This window comes from Nocardia aurantia, assembly GCF_009604425.1.
GTDB lineage: Bacteria > Actinomycetota > Actinomycetes > Mycobacteriales > Mycobacteriaceae > Nocardia > Nocardia aurantia.
Window position 1 is genome coordinate 291,669 of the sequence record NZ_WEGI01000007.1, and the last position, 13,360, is coordinate 305,028.

Here is a 13,360-nt window from a genome sequence, read left to right on the forward strand (position 1 = left end):
ACGTGGTCCATTCGATGCTACCGGACCATGATTCGGCGAACTCCCCCGTCAGCTCCCGTTGGCCCGGTGTTTCACCGCGGCCCCGGCGACCTGCGGGCGGCCGCCCGCAGTTCATCGAGCAGTTCGGGTCCCGCCCAGGTGCGGGGATCGCCGCGCTCGGCGGCGGCGATCAGTTCCGTCAACCGGCTGTTCACCGGGGTGGGCACGCCGACCATCGCGCCCAGACCGACGATCTCGCCGGACAACCAGGCGATCTCGGTGGGCCGGCCCAGCGCCAGATCGTCGGCCATCGACGAGCGGGCCATCGGATCCACCGCGAGCACCGAGCCCGCCACCCGCCGGAACAGGCCGTCCGGCACCGTCAGCAGCCTCGCGAGCACCCGCGGCGGGAGCAGGGTGAGCCGGGCGGGGCGGATCCGGGCCGCGCGCATCGCCGTCAGAGCCTCGAGCTGCGCCAGGGCCAGGCAGCGGCGGTAGTCGCGGTGGGCGAGTTCCTCGCGCAGCGATCGCCCGGACAGGGCGTTGATCGGGTTGTTCAGATTCAGCAGCAGCTTCGCCCACTGCACCGGCAACAGGTCGGAATGGCGGTCCAGCGGCAGGCCCGCGCGGCGGAACAGCGGGGCGAACCGGTCCAGCGCGGGATCGTCGGCGACGGCCAGCCCGCCGTCGGTGCCACGATGGAAGTGCCCGTGCCCGTGATGCACCACATTGAACATCACCATGCCCGCGAGCACCACACACGAGGGCAGCCGTTCGCGTAGCACCGCGTCGTTGCCGATACCGTTCTGCAGGCTCAGCACCACCGTGCCCGGCCGCACCCGATCGGCCAGTTCGCGCGCCGCGTCGGCGGTCTGCCCGGATTTCACCGTGACCAGCACCAGATCGGCCGTATCGGCCGGCGCCGGGGCGCCGCTGTCGAGGGTGGGCACGGCCCGGAACGCCCCGGACGCCACCCGATCGTCACCGCCGTCGAGATCCGACAGCCGCAACCCGGAGACGGTGATCTCGTCCAGCAGTCGCGGCCGCCCGACGAAGGTGATCTCCGCGCCCGCGGCCGCCAGTTTCCCGCCCACGAAGATGCCGATGCTGCCGGCGCCGAACACCGTCACCCGGAACGTCAAGCGGGACCGACCTCCTCGATCGCGGGCCGGGCGAGATCCGTGTCGGCCAGCGCCCGGTAGGCCTCCAGCGCGGCGCTCGACCGCTCGCGCACCGCGCTGACCAGCTCCGGCGGGCCCGATACGGTGACGCCGGAGCCGAATCCGAGCAGCAGCCGGGCCATCCAGTCCAGGGTGGCGAACCGCATCGTGGCCTCCACACTGCCGTCCGGATAGGCCGCGATCCGCTGCATCGGGTACTGATCCAGCACCCAGGCGTAATCAGGGTGAATCCGCAACCGCGCCAACGGAACCGCGGAATCACCGGAGAACAGGTCGAGGGCCGCGGCCTCGTCGGTGGCATGACTCGGCGGGCGTGCCGGTTCGGGCAGTTCGACGGCCTCCTCGATGCGATCGAGCCGGAACAGCCGCACCCCCTCGGCCTGCCGGCACCACGCCTGCAGATAGGAGTTGTTGTCCACCAACACGATTCGGATCGGATCGACCACCCGCTCGGAGACCACGTCCCGGCTGGCCGAGTAGTACACCAGCCGCAGCGCGCGATTGCCGGCCAGTGCGGACCGGACCGCCGTCACCGCCGGCGCTTCCACCCGCGCCACCGGGGCGGCGGGCGCGTGAGCCGGCACACCCGCGATGGCGGATTCGATCTTGGCGCCCGCCGAGTGCGCGGCCGAGGGGTCGACCATGCCCGGCAGATCGGCCAGCGACCGCAGCGCCACCAGCAGGGCGGTCGCCTCGGTCGAGGTCAGCCGCAGCGGGCGATCCATCCCGGCGGAGAACGTGACCTCGATGCTCTCCTCCGAGAACGACAGGTCGATGAGGTCGCCCGGCCCGTAACCGGGCAGGCCGCACATCCACAGCTGGTTCAGATCGCTCATCAGCTGCTTGGTGGTGACCCCGAGATCGTCGGCGGCTTCCGCGGCGCTGATGCCGGGATGCGCGAGAAAATACGGGACCATGTTCAGCAGCCGTGACAGCCGCGTCGACAACCGTCCACTCACCTGAGCCGAACCTCCTGCAACACCGATTCCAGCCGGGTGATCACATCCGTGCGGAGGTCGGCCGGCGCCAGCACCAGCGCGTCGGCGCCGAGCCCGGTGATGAGCCGCGCCAGCCAGCCGCGCGAGCGGACCGGCACCTCGACGATCGCGCCCGGCCGGCCACCGACCGCCCGTTCCTCCACGACGACGCCCATCCGGCGGATCTCCTGCCCGCGGCCGTCGGCGACCCAGACCGTGGCCGACCCGGTCACGGGAGCCGCGCCGGTGACCTCGGTGACGATCCGGCGCAGGTCGACGCCCTCGGGCTTGTGCACGGCATTGTCCGGGCCGTACGCGGTGACGTCCTCACCGATCCGGGACAATCGGAACGTGCGCGGCGCGTCCCGGACCCGGTCGTAGCCGACCAGATACCAGCGGCCGTGCTGGGTGACCACACCCCACGGCTCCACATCCCGCATCACATACGGTTCCCGCTGCGACACCCGATGTTCGAATCGCACCGCCCGGCCCGCGTCGATGGCCGCCAGCAGTTTGCCCAGTGCGGCGTCCGAACCCCGGGTGCGGGCCGGCACCGACGGCACCGAGGCCACCGCCGCCTCCGGCTCCACATAGATACCCGCGGCCCGGAGCTTCAGCAGCGCGCCCTCCGCCGCGGCCGCGAGCTCCGGCGACTCCCACAGCTGGACCGCCACCGCGACCGCGGCGGCCTCCTCGCTGGTCAGATCGATCTCGGGCAGCTCGTAGGCATCGCGATTGATCCGATACCCCTCCTGCGAGGTGTACCGGCTGACCGGGCCGACCTCGAGCGGAATACCCAGATCGCGCAACTCCGCCTTGTCGCGCTCGAACATCCGGCTGAACGCCTCGTCGCTGGCTGAGTCGTCGTATCCGGCCACGCTGTCGCGAATCCGCTCCGCGGTCAGGAACTGCCGGGTCGACAGCAGCGCGATGACCAGATTCATCAGCCGCTCGACCTTGGATATCGCCACCCGATAGAGAGTAATCGGCCGGTGCGCGCCCCGCCGTGCCGGTGGGTGTCGGCGGCGGCGGGGCGTGTCGGACTACATCGAGGCGATCAGCCGGTCGACGCGCTCGTCGACCGAACGGAACGGGTCCTTGCAGAGCACCGTGCGCTGGGCCTGATCGTTGAGCTTCAGGTGCACCCAGTCCACGGTGAAATCGCGACCGGCCTCCTGAGCGGCGGTGATGAAATCGCCGCGCAGCTTGGCCCGGGTGGTCTGCGGCGGCGTGGTGACCGCTGCATCGACGGCCTCGTCTTCGGTGATCCGCTTGGCCAGCCCCTTGCGCTGCAGCAGATCGAACACGCCGCGGCCGCGCTTGATGTCGTGATAGGCCAGGTCCAGCTGGGCGATCTTGGGATCGGACAACTCCATGTTGTAGCGATCCTGGTAGCGCTGGAACAGCTTGCGCTTGATCACCCAGTCGATCTCGGTGTCGACCTTCGCGAAATCCTGCGCCTCGACCGCGTCGAGGGTGCGGCCCCACAGATCCACCACCGCGTCGACCTGCGGATCGCGGTCGCGGTTACGCAGATGCTCGACGGCGCGGGTGTAGTACTCGCGCTGGATGTCGAGGGCGCTGGCCTGCCGGCCACCGGCAAGGCGCACCGGGCGGCGGCCGGTCAGATCGTGGCTGACCTCCCGGATGGCCCGGATCGGGTTGTCGAGCGCGAAGTCGCGGAACGAGACCCCGGCCTCGATCATCTCCAGGACCAGCGACGCGGTGCCCACCTTCAGCATCGTGGTGGCCTCGGACATGTTCGAGTCACCGACGATGACGTGCAGGCGGCGGTACTTCTCGGCGTCGGCGTGCGGCTCGTCCCGGGTGTTGATGATCGGCCGCGACCGGGTGGTGGCCGAGGACACGCCCTCCCAGATGTGCTCCGCCCGCTGCGACAGGCAGAACGTCGCCGCCTTCGGCGTCTGCAGCACCTTGCCGGCGCCGCAGATGAGCTGGCGGGTGACCAGGAAGGGCAACAGCACATCGGAGATCCGGGAGAACTCCCCGGCCCGCACCACGAGGAAGTTCTCGTGGCAGCCGTAGGAGTTGCCGGCCGAGTCGGTGTTGTTCTTGAACAGATAGATGTCGCCGCCGATGCCCTCCTCGGCGAGCCGCTGCTCGGCGTCGATCAACAGCTCCTCGAGCACCCGTTCACCGGCCCGGTCGTGCGTGACCAACTGCACGAGCGAGTCGCATTCGGCCGTGGCGTACTCCGGGTGGGAGCCGACGTCGAGGTAGAGACGGGCACCGTTGCGGAGGAATACGTTCGAGCTACGGCCCCAGGAAACCACCCGGCGGAAAAGATACCGGGCCACCTCGTCAGGGCTCAACCGACGGTGGCCGTGGAACGTACACGTCACCCCGAATTCGGTCTCGATCCCCATGATTCGTCGCTGCACACCATCGACATTACCGCGATCGAATGCCGCGCCGGGGCTGTCGGGGGGACCCGTTATATACGGGTTCACAACGATTTGGCGTGTCGAGTGGACATACCAGGGCCTGCACCTGCGTAAACGCCGTCTACCACCGCGTGAACGAATCCAGCCCCTCGGCACTCGGTGGTAACGAGTGCCAGGGGCCGGATCCAGGGTTCCCGTGTGCGGATTACGGGTTGGAAGGGTCTCCCGCCGAAGGGGTTTCGGACTCTTCCGCGTCGCCGCCGGACGCCTCCTCGGCGCCCGCGCCCAGCAGGCTCTCCAGGGCCGAACCGTCGATGCGGCGGAACGCCCGGCGCGGCCGCGACTGCTCCAGCGTGGCCACCTCCAACGAGGCTACGCCGAGCGAGCGCTTCTCCTTGTCGCTCTCCGGACTGCCCTTCTGCAGCGCCTGCAGGGCGACGCCGATCGCGCCGGCGAGATCCAGGCCGGACCGGTAGGACGACTTGAGCGCGGTGACGATGGGGTCGGTGTTGCCGCCCATCACCACGTACTGCCGCTCGTCGACGATCGAGCCGTCGAAGTTGATCCGGTACAGGACCGAATTCTCCGACTCGCCCGGGTAGCCGACCTCACCGATGCAGATCTCGACCTCGAACGGCTTGAGCTGATCGGTGAAAATGGTGCCCAGCGTGGACGCGTACATGTTCGCCAGCGCCCGGCCGGTGACATCGCGCCGATCGTACTGGTACCCGCGCAGATCGGCCTGCAGGATGCCGCCCCGGCGCAGGTTCTCGAACTCGTTGTACTTGCCGACCGCGGCGAACCCGATGCGGTCGTACAACTCACTCACCTTGTGCAACGTCGCCGAGGGATTCTCCGCGACGAACAACACACCCTTGTCGTACACCAGCACCACGACACTGCGTCCCCGGGCGATCCCCTTGCGCGCGAGCTCCGTCTTGTCGCGCATGATCTGTTCGGCCGACGCGTAGTACGGCAGTGTCATGCTGCATCTCCTTCCCGCATGCCCGGACGGCCTACATGGTTACGCTCCGCTGCCGCCTCCGGCCGATGACCGGTCATGCGGACGCGCTCCCTTCCGAGGACGACGCGGCCTCATCTGCTGTCCGCTCGTCGACGATCGACCGTGCGAGCTCCGCCAGCCGCTCGTCCGACACTTCCTCCGCGCCCTCGGCGTCGATCACGACCGCCGTCGGGTAGATGCCGCGCAGCATGTCCGGGCCACCGGTCGCGGTGTCGTCGTCGGCCGCGTCCAGCAGCGCCTCAACGGCGATCCGCAGGGCGCGATCCTGGTCGAGACCGCGGCGGTAGGTCTTCTTCAGCGAAGACTTGGCGAACAACGAACCGGAACCCACCCCGGTGTAACCGAAGCGCTCCTCGCTGCGGCCACCGACCACGTCGTACGACACGATGCGGCCGGCCCGGTCGGGGTCGGTCGCCGAGGGGTCGTAGCCGACGAGGATCGGGACCACCGCCAGGCCCTGCAGCGCGGCGGGCAGGTTGTCGCGCACCATCTTCGACAGCTTGTTGGCCTTGCCGTCGAAAGTGAGGGAGACACCCTCGATCTTCTCGTAGTACTCCAGCTCCACAGCGAACAGGCGGATCATCTCGACCGCCACGCCCGCCGTGCCGGCGATGCCCGCGGCGGAGAAGGTGTCGGTGATGTAGACCTTCTCGACATCCCGGCTGGCCAGCAGGTTACCCATGGTGGCCCGCCGGTCGCCCGCGATCAGGACGCCGCCACGGAAGGCGACGGCCACGATCGTGGTGCCGTGCGGAGCGATATCCGGCGACGCCGCCCCTCGCGGGGCGGCGTCGGTCACGGCAGCGAAACGGTTGGCGGGCAACAGTTCCGGTGCGTGCTCTCGCAGATGTTCGGAGAAGGATGACAGGGCGTACCCCGGGTGGAGACGCATGGGGTCACCGGATGTCACTGGCCGCCTTTCTGAACGTATGCGCGCACGAAGTCCTCGGCGTTCTCCTCGAGCACGTCATCGATCTCGTCGAGCAGGTCGTCGGTCTCCTCCGCCAGTTTCTCGCGACGCTCCTGTCCGGCCGCGCCGTCCCCAACCGGGCCCTCGTCCTCGTCGCCGCCACCGGCGCGCTTGGTCTGCTCTTGTGCCATAGCAGCCGACCTCCTCGTGTACTGATCTTCGGCGAGCACCGGTGAAGACCCGGCACTCGTACCCCAACACCGCACGCCGCGCGCGCCCTGCGGGTGGCGCAGCCGTCGCTGTCGCGGGCGATCGCGAAACTCGAGGAGGAGCTCGGGGTGGCGCTGTTCCACCGGGTCGGGCGCAACGCGGTGCTGAGCAGCGCGGGCGAGTCGATGGCCGAGCGCGCCCGGCAGGTGCTGCGGGATCTGGACGCGCTGCGCGCGGCGGCCCAGGCGGTCGGCGAGGGGGCGGTGGGCCGGGTCGACGTCGCCGCGACCTCCTCGTCGGCGCTGGAACCGGTGATCAGCATCATCGCCGAGCTGCGCGAGCACCACCCCGGCGTGACGGTGAGCACCTCGTCGGCGCTGTCGGCCACCGAGGTGGTCGCGCTGGTGCTGCGCGGCCGGTGCGAGGCGGGGGTGTGCGCCAGCGCGGAACGCCCGGTGGGACAGGGCCTCGTCTCCCACCACCTGCGCGACGAGCAGTTCCTGCTGGTGATGCCGCCGGGGACCGCGGTCGGCGCGGGCGACGGCACGATCACGGCGAACGATCTGCGCGGCATGCACTTCGTCGTCCCGCACGCCGCGACCGCGGTCCGGGCCCGCTTCGATCGGCTGGCCGCCGAGGTGGGCGAGCTGGCCATCGCGGCGGAGGTCGGCGACCGCAGTGTGGTGCTGCCGATGGTGCTGCGCGGCGTGGGCGCCGCCCTGATGCCCGACGGCTGGGACTATCTGGCCCGTCGCTCCGGTGCGTCGGTCTACCGCTTCGATCCGCCGGAACGTATCCCGCAGTGGCTGATCCACCGCACCGGCCCGATCACCGCCGCCGCCCGCGCGTTCATCGACACCACCCTCAGCCGGGCGCAGGACGCTGCCGAATAGCCCTGCCGCGCTGAGTATTCCGGCTCTACACTGCCGAGGCCCGCAACCGGTCCAGGCGACGGACCACCGGTTCGGCGAAGCGGGCCGCGATCGGGCCGAGCACGGCCATCAGCAGCACGTAAGTGCCTGCCATGGCGGCGAATTCGGCGGGCACCGCACCCGCCGACACCGCCAGCCCGGCGATCACGATGGAGAACTCACCGTGCGCGACAAGGGATGTCCCCGCGCGCAACCGGCCGTAGCGGGAGGCGCCCGCCCGCGCCGCGGCCCACCAGCCGGTGGCCACCTTGGTCACCACCGTGACCACGACCAGCACGCAGGCCCAGGCCAGCACCGGCGGAATACTCTTCAGGTCGGTGGACAGTCCGAACAACACGAAGAACAAGGCGGCGAACAGATCTCGCAGTGGCTCCAGCATCACGCGGGCGCTCTCGGCGGTGGTGCCGGAGATCGCGATGCCGAGCAGGAACGCGCCGACGGCCGCGGAAACCTGGAGCACCGTGGCCATTCCGGCCACCAGCAGCGCCGAACCGAGCAGGGTCAGCAGGAAGATCTCGCGGTCGTGGCTGTCGATCAGCATGGACACGTACTTGCCGTAGCGCAGCGCGATCACCAGCACCACACTGACCGCGATCAGTGCGATCGCGACCGACGTCGCGCCCGTGAGGAATCCGACGCCGGCCAGCACCGCGGTCAGCAGCGGCAGGTATGCCGCCATGGCCAGATCCTCGAACACCAGGATCGACAGGATGGCCGGCGTCTCCCGATTTCCCAAGCGGCCGAAGTCGTTCAGGATCTTGGCGACGATGCCCGAGGACGAGATCACCGTGACCCCGGCCATCGCGACCGCGCCGGTCAGGCCCCAGCCCAGCAGCAGCGCCACCACGACACCCGGTGTGGCATTGGCCAGCAGGTCCACCACCCCGGCCGTCCAGGACCGGCGCATGCTGGTGACGAGTTCGTCGGCGGTGTATTCGAGCCCGAGCAGCAGCAACAGCAGCACCACGCCGATTTCGCTGGCGAGATGGATGAATTGGTCGACGTGATGCAGTTCCACCAGCCCGCCGGTGCCGAACACCAGCCCGCCGATCAGATACAACGGGATGGGCGACAAGCCGATTCGGGCCGCGAGCCGGCCGAGCAGTCCCAGCCCGAAGAACACCGCCCCCAGTTGGATGAGACCCAATGCAGTTTCGTCCGCCACCACTCGATTCAGCCGTCCACCAGAATCGTCGCGGCCGCGTCGAGCCCGGCACCGGTACCCACCACGATGAGCTGATCACCGGCGACCATCGTGAAGTCCGGGCCCGGGGAGGGAATCGTCTGCCCGCCGCGCACCACCGCGACGATCGAGGCCGTGGTGCGGGTGCGCATCCGGGTGTCGCCGAGCAGACGCCCGGCGTACGGGGAACCGGTCCGGATGGACAGGTGCCGGGTGTTCACATCGTCCAGATCGCGCTGCTCCGCGGCGAGTTGGCCGACCAGTTGCGGGGCGCCGAGCAGACCGGCCAGCGTCGCCGCCTCGGTCACCGTCATCGCGACCTGTTCGCACTCGTCCGGATTGCCCGGCCGGCTGAGGATCAGGTCGACCGTGCCGTCTTTGCGGTCCACCACGCCCACCCGCCGGCCCGACCCGGCCAGCGGGAAATCCTTGCGTACCCCGATCCCCGGCAGGGGCGTTACCTCGACATCCACACCCCCACGTTTACCGGACAAATGCGACATTCGCCAGGTCGATGCGGAGGCACGGACGTGGCCGCGGCCCGGCTCCCCCGTGGATCGGGCGGGGCCGGGCCGCGGCGAACCGGGCCGGGACCGGGCTATTTGACGTCGTTCAGGGTCTTGCCGACATCGGCCAGGGTCATCGGTTTGCCGAGATCCTGCTTGTACACGTACGGCTTCATGTCACAGCGGTACGGGCCGGTGTCCGGCTTGAAGGGCGCGGGCTGCCAGCCCTGCGGGGTGAGCATCTCCACGTTGAAGCATTTCGGCAGCGTGGCGGAGTTCGGGGTGAGATCCTGCGGGGCCTCCAGGCCGCCGCCGGTCCACGCCGTCTCCTTGGTCGCGGCGTCGTAGACGCACTTGCGGGTCAGCGCGTCACCGCAACTGGACGCGGCCTTGGCGAACAGTGTCCAGGCGCCGAAGGCGCGCACCGCCGGGTAGGTGGGTTCGGCGCCGGGGGCGTACTTCTTGTACAGATCCTTCAGCTGTTTGATGGCCGGCACATCCGATTCGAGTGGGGCGGTGCCGGAGATGTCGGCGTAGTTGCGCTGTTCGGTGGCCGAATTGCCCAGCAGCTTCAGGAAGTTCGGGTTGTAGGCGTTGCTGTTGGCGTCGATCCAGTCGAGCTTGTAGTTCATACCGGTGAGCACGTCCTCGAGCTTCGGCAGATCGACGTAGTTGCCCAGGAAGATCAGGCCTTTCACGCCCTTGCTCTTGATCGCCTGCGCGTAGGGCGTCCAATCCGTCACGCCCGCAGCGGGATACAGATCGCTGTAGACGAGAGTGGCCCCCTGAGCGGGCAGCGACTCCTGGTAGCCGCTGAGCATCGTCTTGGTGACCGGGACGTCGCCGGTGATCAGCCCGATGGCCGACGCCGACTCCGGGTACGCCTCCTTGAACAGCCAGGTGTGCGAACCGGTGTAGATGTCGAGCTTGCCGGCCGTGCTACCGCCGCCGACCTGCAGATCCGATCCGGCGTTCGCGGTCGAGACGAGCTGGGCCGGGAAGTCGGGCAGCGTGCAGTTCAACCGCTCCTTCACGCCCAGCCCGTCGAACGCCGCGCCGCCGCCGACGAGCGCGAAGTCGTCGCGGCAGGCCTCGACCATGCGCTGCCGCACCTCCATCAGCCTGGCGTCGTGCACGGTGTATCCGAGCTTCCGCCCGCCGATTCCGCCGTTGTCGTTGCACCAGGAGGTGAAAACCTTTGCGGCATCGACGAATTCGGGGTTCTTGGTGAAGCCGATATCGCTGAAGACCCCCACCTTGATATCGCCGGCCGTCACCCCCTGCGCCGAGGCGCTCGACGCCTTGCCGCCGTGGCAGATGCCCTTCAGGTCGCCGAAGTCGCCCGAGCCGCCCCCGCCGGCCGCCGAGGTCCCCCCGCCGCCCCCGGTCGCTGGGGTCTCCCCGCCACCGTCCCCGCGGCCGCATCCCGCCGCGAGGAGCGCCACCGCCAGGAGCGCAATCAGAATTCGCCTCGGTCTCACCATCGTTCTCCTTGTTCGAGGCCGCACTTGGAGAGCGATCGTGTCACAGACGGGAACCGGAGCTATCGAAATCAGAGAACTCTTTTAGCATTTCTTGGAAATAGTATGTCCGAGTCTTGCCCGAAATGCCGGAGAAAATTTCACGGTGAGGTCCGCACAGAGAACCCGGCACTTCGGTCCATTCGACCCGGACGGGCCGGAAACAAATCCGCCCGGAATCTCCGGAACAATCGCGAAAGGCGGGGAACTGCGGTTTCGTACGGTAGTCTTCCGAACTCGTGGTCGCAGGTGCCGCGCCGAAGCCGCGCAACGACGTGCACGTGTGGGGTTGGGTGACCGCCGTCGGCGTGGCCGTCGGCTATCTCTCCGTCCTGCTGGCGAATCCGCGCCATTTCTACACCGACGACACCGAGGCCCAGTACGGGCCGATGTGGGTGATGCTCGGGCGGCAGTTACGGGAGGGCCGATTCCCCGTGCTGGTGCCGTGGGAATGGATGTCGGGCAACTATTCGATGGAGGAGGCCGGACTCTACAACCCACCCCAGTTGCTCGTCGATCTGATCGCGCCGTCGGTGGACAACCTCGCGCTGTACGCGACGGTCGTCAAATTGCTCTTCTCGATCGTCGCCGCGCTCGGTGTGTTCCGGATCTGCCTGGCCTACGGCGCCCGGGCGCCGTGGTCGGCGGTGGCGGCGGTCGCGTTCCCGTTGTCGGGCTGGTTCCTGTTCTTCGACGAGGCCAGCTGGATGACCTCACTGACCGGCACCGCGTGGATGCTGCACGCCTGGGCGTCGGCGGTGCGATACACCCGCGGCCGGGGCGGGCCGGTGAGCGTCTTCGTCTACCTCTACCTGGCCATCTCGGTGCAATACGTGTTCCCGGCGGCGGAGGCGGGACTGATGATCGTCGCGGTCGCCGTCGGCGAGGTGGTGCACCTGCGCGACCGGTGGCCGTCGCTGCGGCTCGTTCTGGTCGCCGGGTGCGCCGGGCTGGCGGGGCTGGAAACCTATCTGCCCGGCATGCTCTCGTCGCCCGCGACGTGGCGCGGCAACGAGCGGATCGTCAACGACACGTTCCTGGACGTGCCCTGGTCGGAATCGCTGAACGCCAGCCTGCCCAGCACGATGCCCGCCTTCGACGGCTGGTGGGGATATGTGCAGCCGATGCCGATGGTGTACATCGCCTGGTTCGCCGTGCCACTGCTGGCGTTCGTGGACTGGCGGGCGGCGCGGGCGATCGCCCGCGAACTGACCGGTGCGCTGTTGTTCGGTGCGGCGGTGCTGATGTGGACCGCGGGGCCCGGGTACATCGGGCCGCTGCGCTGGCCGGGCCGGGTGCTGCCGATGCTGGCGGTATCGGCGCTGGTGCTGGTGTGCGTGCTGCTGAGCCGCTGCGGCGCCTTCACCGACCCACGCCGCCGCGGGCTCGCCGCCGGACTGCTGATCGCGCTGATGTTCGTCCGATCCACCTCGGCCGCACCGCAATACGTGGTGCGGCACCTGATCGCCGCGATCCTGGTCGGTGTGCTGGTGGCGGTGACGGTGTGGCTGGTACGGCGGCGCGGGGTGCCGGCCGCGTGCGCGCTGGCGATCGTGGTGATGTTCCCGATCGCCTACGAGCAGGTGCGCGATCAGGGTCCGACGCCGATGTCGTACCACTTCCCCGGCCGCCGTTCCGAGATGACCGCCGCCTTCCCGCCGTTCGAGGGCGTGACCCTGCAACTCGGTGACCGGGCACTGGTCCCGCCCGCGGACCAGGGTGGCGACCGGGCCTGGGCCTCACTGGCTTTCGGCAACTACGCGAAGAACATGGGCCTGAACTACGTCAACGCCTACACCCCGATCGGGCACGCCGCCTTCAGCGCGCTGCTGTGCATGGGCTGGGACGGCAGCACCTGCCCGGACGCCTACCGCCGGGCGTTCGACATCGAGCCGAGCACCGGGCGGCCGATCGTGGACCTGATGAAGGTCGATCGGGTGGTGTTGCAACGGGCCCAATATCCCGGCGCCGCGGATCATCCCGCACCACGCGGCTGGCGCTGGGTCGACTACCCGGGCCACGATCGCTACATCTGGGTACTCGAACGCGCGGGTGGGCCCGTCTCGGCCAGGAACGGATTCGTCGCGGACACCCGGAACGTCACCGCCGCCGTGATCGACCGTGACGCCGTCACCAGCCGCCTGCGGGTGACCTCGGTGCACGGCGGGCGGATCGTATTCTCCCGGCTGGCCTGGCCCGGGTACCGCGCGGCCCTCGGCGACCGCGAACTGCCGATCCGGACGATCGCGAAAACCTTCGTCGCCGTTGATGTTCCGGCGGGCACCCGGAACTCCGAACTGGTGCTGAGCTGGCGACCGCCCGGCTGGCACGCGGGCATCGGCGCCGCGCTCGCGGGGCTGCTCGGGCTCGTGGCACTGCAATGGTTCCATCGGCGCCGGCTCCGGGCCCCGGAACCGGGTCCCGGCCTCCCGGTGGTGGCACCGGAGCCGGAACCCGCTCCGGCACTGCGGGTTCGGCTGCCACGCGCGGTCGCGGAGGAACTCGTCGGCGCCGACGGGGACCTCCGGTAGCC

At 69.3% G+C, this 13,360-nt stretch carries 12 protein-coding genes and 1 pseudogene; 3 read left to right on the plus strand and 10 right to left on the minus strand.

Features of this window, described 5'->3' with window-relative positions; all coding sequences use genetic code 11:
• Window positions 1-71: 71 nt before the first annotated feature.
• From NRB56_RS17690 to NRB56_RS17720, 7 genes are all read right to left on the minus strand, one after another.
• Window positions 72-1,121, minus strand: a complete 1,050-nt coding sequence (locus NRB56_RS17690; RefSeq protein WP_153343530.1) for a 2-dehydropantoate 2-reductase — start codon at window positions 1,119-1,121, stop codon at window positions 72-74.
• A complete protein-coding gene (locus NRB56_RS17695; RefSeq protein ID WP_319943129.1) occupies window positions 1,118-2,119 on the minus strand; it encodes a helix-turn-helix transcriptional regulator in 1,002 nt (333 codons plus the stop codon). The genes NRB56_RS17690 and NRB56_RS17695 overlap by 4 nt, the downstream gene beginning before the upstream one ends.
• Entirely contained in the window at window positions 2,116-3,108 is a 993-nt protein-coding gene (locus tag NRB56_RS17700) for a helix-turn-helix transcriptional regulator (RefSeq protein ID WP_319943130.1), read from the minus strand. Before NRB56_RS17700 ends, NRB56_RS17695 begins: the two co-directional genes overlap by 4 nt.
• Before the next feature lie 72 nt (window positions 3,109-3,180).
• Entirely contained in the window at window positions 3,181-4,539 is a 1,359-nt protein-coding gene (pafA, locus tag NRB56_RS17705; RefSeq protein ID WP_319943131.1) for a Pup--protein ligase, read from the minus strand.
• 208 nt (window positions 4,540-4,747) lie between these two features.
• Window positions 4,748-5,527 (minus strand): proteasome subunit alpha, encoded by a 780-nt coding sequence (gene prcA, locus NRB56_RS17710; protein WP_153343532.1) that lies wholly within the window; start codon window positions 5,525-5,527, stop codon window positions 4,748-4,750.
• Window positions 5,528-5,600: 73 nt separating this feature from the next.
• Entirely contained in the window at window positions 5,601-6,497 is an 897-nt protein-coding gene (gene prcB, locus NRB56_RS17715) for a proteasome subunit beta (protein WP_319943176.1), read from the minus strand.
• Window positions 6,473-6,667 (minus strand): ubiquitin-like protein Pup, encoded by a 195-nt coding sequence (locus NRB56_RS17720; protein ID WP_067536347.1) that lies wholly within the window; start codon window positions 6,665-6,667, stop codon window positions 6,473-6,475. The genes prcB and NRB56_RS17720 overlap by 25 nt, the downstream gene beginning before the upstream one ends.
• 84 nt (window positions 6,668-6,751) lie before the next feature.
• Between NRB56_RS17720 and NRB56_RS40500 the strand changes: the two are divergent.
• Both NRB56_RS40500 and NRB56_RS17725 read left to right on the plus strand, forming a co-directional pair.
• A pseudogene (locus tag NRB56_RS40500) lies at window positions 6,752-6,856 on the plus strand (helix-turn-helix domain-containing protein); the annotation flags it as partial.
• Window positions 6,857-6,871: 15 nt separating this feature from the next.
• Window positions 6,872-7,579, plus strand: a complete 708-nt coding sequence (locus tag NRB56_RS17725) for a LysR family transcriptional regulator substrate-binding protein (protein WP_406603499.1) — start codon at window positions 6,872-6,874, stop codon at window positions 7,577-7,579.
• A gap of 25 nt (window positions 7,580-7,604) precedes the next feature.
• Here the strand turns inward: NRB56_RS17725 and NRB56_RS17730 are convergent, their stop codons facing one another.
• From NRB56_RS17730 to NRB56_RS17740, 3 genes are all read right to left on the minus strand, one after another.
• The gene (locus NRB56_RS17730; protein ID WP_319943132.1) at window positions 7,605-8,786 is read right to left on the minus strand and encodes a cation:proton antiporter; all 1,182 of its coding nucleotides are present in this window, start codon (window positions 8,784-8,786) and stop codon (window positions 7,605-7,607) included.
• Between the two features lie 5 nt (window positions 8,787-8,791).
• On the minus strand, window positions 8,792-9,274 hold the full coding sequence (locus NRB56_RS17735; protein WP_319943133.1) for a cation:proton antiporter regulatory subunit: 483 nt from the start codon (window positions 9,272-9,274) through the stop codon (window positions 8,792-8,794).
• Window positions 9,275-9,399: 125 nt separating this feature from the next.
• Window positions 9,400-10,791 carry an ABC transporter substrate-binding protein gene (locus NRB56_RS17740; RefSeq protein ID WP_153343540.1) on the minus strand — a complete coding sequence of 464 codons (1,392 nt, stop codon included), beginning with the start codon at window positions 10,789-10,791 and terminating at the stop codon, window positions 9,400-9,402.
• A gap of 275 nt (window positions 10,792-11,066) precedes the next feature.
• On the opposite strand from NRB56_RS17740, the gene NRB56_RS17745 reads away from it, so the two are divergent.
• Complete coding sequence (locus NRB56_RS17745) at window positions 11,067-13,358, plus strand: hypothetical protein (protein ID WP_319943134.1); 2,292 nt, start codon at window positions 11,067-11,069, stop codon at window positions 13,356-13,358.
• Window positions 13,359-13,360 lie beyond the last annotated feature (2 nt).

What these genes read in the sequence shown, in the direction of transcription:
- NRB56_RS17725 (WP_406603499.1), top strand. Translation starts at nt 6,872, where the DNA reads ATGGCCGAGCGCGCCCGGCAGGTGCTGCGGGATCTGGACGCGCTGCGC.
- NRB56_RS17740 (WP_153343540.1), bottom strand. Translation starts at nt 10,791, where the DNA reads ATGGTGAGACCGAGGCGAATTCTGATTGCGCTCCTGGCGGTGGCGCTC.
- prcA (WP_153343532.1), bottom strand. Translation starts at nt 5,527, where the DNA reads ATGACACTGCCGTACTACGCGTCGGCCGAACAGATCATGCGCGACAAG.
- NRB56_RS17720 (WP_067536347.1), bottom strand. Translation starts at nt 6,667, where the DNA reads ATGGCACAAGAGCAGACCAAGCGCGCCGGTGGCGGCGACGAGGACGAG.